The sequence below is a fragment of the Streptomyces sp. NPDC050422 genome, assembly GCF_044458665.1.
Lineage (GTDB): Bacteria > Actinomycetota > Actinomycetes > Streptomycetales > Streptomycetaceae > Streptomyces.
The window spans coordinates 1-3,207 of the sequence record NZ_JBITIE010000057.1 but is presented as its reverse complement, the minus strand read 5'-3'; the positions used below and the strand labels follow the sequence as shown (position 1 = coordinate 3,207).

Genomic DNA, 3,207 nt, shown 5'->3' with positions numbered 1-3,207 from the left:
GGTGGGGTGGTGGGTGGCTGGTCGTTGTTTGAGAACTGCACAGTGGACGCGAGCATCTGTGGCCAAGTTTTTAAGGGCGCACGGTGGATGCCTTGGCACTAGGAACCGATGAAGGACGTGGGAGGCCACGATAGTCCCCGGGGAGCTGTCAACCAAGCTTTGATCCGGGGGTTTCCGAATGGGGAAACCCGGCAGCCGTCATGGGCTGTCACCCACTGCTGAACACATAGGCAGTGTGGAGGGAACGAGGGGAAGTGAAACATCTCAGTACCCTCAGGAAGAGAAAACAACCGTGATTCCGGGAGTAGTGGCGAGCGAAACTGGATCAGGCCAAACCGTATGCGTGTGATACCCGGCAGGGGTTGCGCATGCGGGGTTGTGGGATCTCTTTTTCATGGTCTGCCGGCTGTGAGACGAGTCAGAAACCGTTGATGTAGGCGAAGGACATGCGAAAGGTCCGGCGTAGAGGGTAAGACCCCCGTAGCTGAAACATTAACGGCTCGTTTAAGAGACACCCAAGTAGCACGGGGCCCGAGAAATCCCGTGTGAATCTGGCGGGACCACCCGTTAAGCCTAAATATTCCCTAGTGACCGATAGCGGATAGTACCGTGAGGGAATGGTGAAAAGTACCGCGGGAGCGGAGTGAAATAGTACCTGAAACCGTGTGCCTACAAGCCGTGGGAGCGTCGCGCATCGAGTTTACTCGGTGCGTCGTGACTGCGTGCCTTTTGAAGAATGAGCCTGCGAGTTTGCGGTGTGTTGCGAGGTTAACCCGTGTGGGGAAGCCGTAGCGAAAGCGAGTCCGAATAGGGCGATTTAGTAGCGCGCTCAAGACCCGAAGCGGAGTGATCTAGCCATGGGCAGGTTGAAGCGGAGGTAAGACTTCGTGGAGGACCGAACCCACCAGGGTTGAAAACCTGGGGGATGACCTGTGGTTAGGGGTGAAAGGCCAATCAAACTCCGTGATAGCTGGTTCTCCCCGAAATGCATTTAGGTGCAGCGTCGTGTGTTTCTTGCCGGAGGTAGAGCACTGGATAGGCGATGGGCCCTACCGGGTTACTGACCTTAGCCAAACTCCGAATGCCGGTAAGTGAGAGCACGGCAGTGAGACTGTGGGGGATAAGCTCCATGGTCGAGAGGGAAACAGCCCAGAGCATCGACTAAGGCCCCTAAGCGTACGCTAAGTGGGAAAGGATGTGGAGTCGCAGAGACAACCAGGAGGTTGGCTTAGAAGCAGCCACCCTTGAAAGAGTGCGTAATAGCTCACTGGTCAAGTGATTCCGCGCCGACAATGTAGCGGGGCTCAAGCGTACCGCCGAAGTCGTGTCATTCCAGCATGTACCCCCAACGGGGGCTGGGATGGGTAGGGGAGCGTCGTGTGCCGGGTGAAGCAGCCGCGGAAGCGAGTTGTGGACGGTTCACGAGTGAGAATGCAGGCATGAGTAGCGATACACACGTGAGAAACGTGTGCGCCGATTGACTAAGGGTTCCTGGGTCAAGCTGATCTGCCCAGGGTAAGTCGGGACCTAAGGCGAGGCCGACAGGCGTAGTCGATGGACAACCGGTTGATATTCCGGTACCCGCTTTGAAACGCCCAATACTGAATCAGGCGATGCTAAGTCCGTGAAGCCGGCCCGATCTCTTCGGAGTTGAGGGTAGTGGTGGAGCCGACGAACCAGACTTGTATTAGGTAAGCGATGGGGTGACGCAGGAAGGTAGTCCAGCCCGGGCGGTGGTAGTCCCGGGGTAAGGGTGTAGGCCGTGTGGTAGGTAAATCCGTCACACATTAAGGCTGAGACCTGATGCCGAGCCGATTGTGGTGAAGTGGATGATCCTATGCTGTCGAGAAAAGCCTCTAGCGAGTTTCATGGCGGCCCGTACCCTAAACCGACTCAGGTGGTCAGGTAGAGAATACCGAGGCGTTCGGGTGAACTATGGTTAAGGAACTCGGCAAAATGCCCCCGTAACTTCGGGAGAAGGGGGGCCATCACTGGTGATTGAATTTACTTCATGAGCTGGGGGTGGCCGCAGAGACCAGCGAGAAGCGACTGTTTACTAAAAACACAGGTCCGTGCGAAGCCGTAAGGCGATGTATACGGACTGACGCCTGCCCGGTGCTGGAACGTTAAGGGGACCGGTTAGCTGACTTTCGGGTCGGCGAAGCTGAGAACTTAAGCGCCAGTAAACGGCGGTGGTAACTATAACCATCCTAAGGTAGCGAAATTCCTTGTCGGGTAAGTTCCGACCTGCACGAATGGCGTAACGACTTCTCGACTGTCTCAACCATAGGCCCGGTGAAATTGCACTACGAGTAAAGATGCTCGTTTCGCGCAGCAGGACGGAAAGACCCCGGGACCTTTACTATAGTTTGATATTGGTGTTCGGTTCGGCTTGTGTAGGATAGGTGGGAGACTTTGAAGCGGCCACGCCAGTGGTTGTGGAGTCGTCGTTGAAATACCACTCTGGTCGTGCTGGATGTCTAACCTGGGTCCGTGATCCGGATCAGGGACAGTGTCTGATGGGTAGTTTAACTGGGGCGGTTGCCTCCTAAAGAGTAACGGAGGCGCCCAAAGGTTCCCTCAGCCTGGTTGGCAATCAGGTGTTGAGTGTAAGTGCACAAGGGAGCTTGACTGTGAGACCGACGGGTCGAGCAGGGACGAAAGTCGGGACTAGTGATCCGGCAGTGGCTTGTGGAAGCGCTGTCGCTCAACGGATAAAAGGTACCCCGGGGATAACAGGCTGATCTTCCCCAAGAGTCCATATCGACGGGATGGTTTGGCACCTCGATGTCGGCTCGTCGCATCCTGGGGCTGGAGTCGGTCCCAAGGGTTGGGCTGTTCGCCCATTAAAGCGGTACGCGAGCTGGGTTTAGAACGTCGTGAGACAGTTCGGTCCCTATCCGCTGTGCGCGTAGGAATATTGAGAAGGGCTGTCCCTAGTACGAGAGGACCGGGACGGACGAACCTCTGGTGTGCCAGTTGTCCTGCCAAGGGCATGGCTGGTTGGCTACGTTCGGAAAGGATAACCGCTGAAAGCATCTAAGCGGGAAGCCTGCTTCGAGATGAGTATTCCCACCCTCTTGAAGGGTTAAGGCTCCCAGTAGACGACTGGGTTGATAGGCCAGATGTGGAAGCCCGGTAACGGGTGGAGCTGACTGGTACTAATAGGCCGAGGGCTTGTCCTCAGTTGCTCGCGTCCACTGTGTT

Annotated in this window: 1 rRNA gene; it reads left to right on the top strand. The window is 56.2% G+C overall.

The annotated features are described in order from the left end of the window. Nucleotides 1-60 precede the first annotated feature (60 nt). Nucleotides 61-3,185 (top strand): 23S ribosomal RNA (locus ACIBJG_RS38700). Nucleotides 3,186-3,207 lie beyond the last annotated feature (22 nt).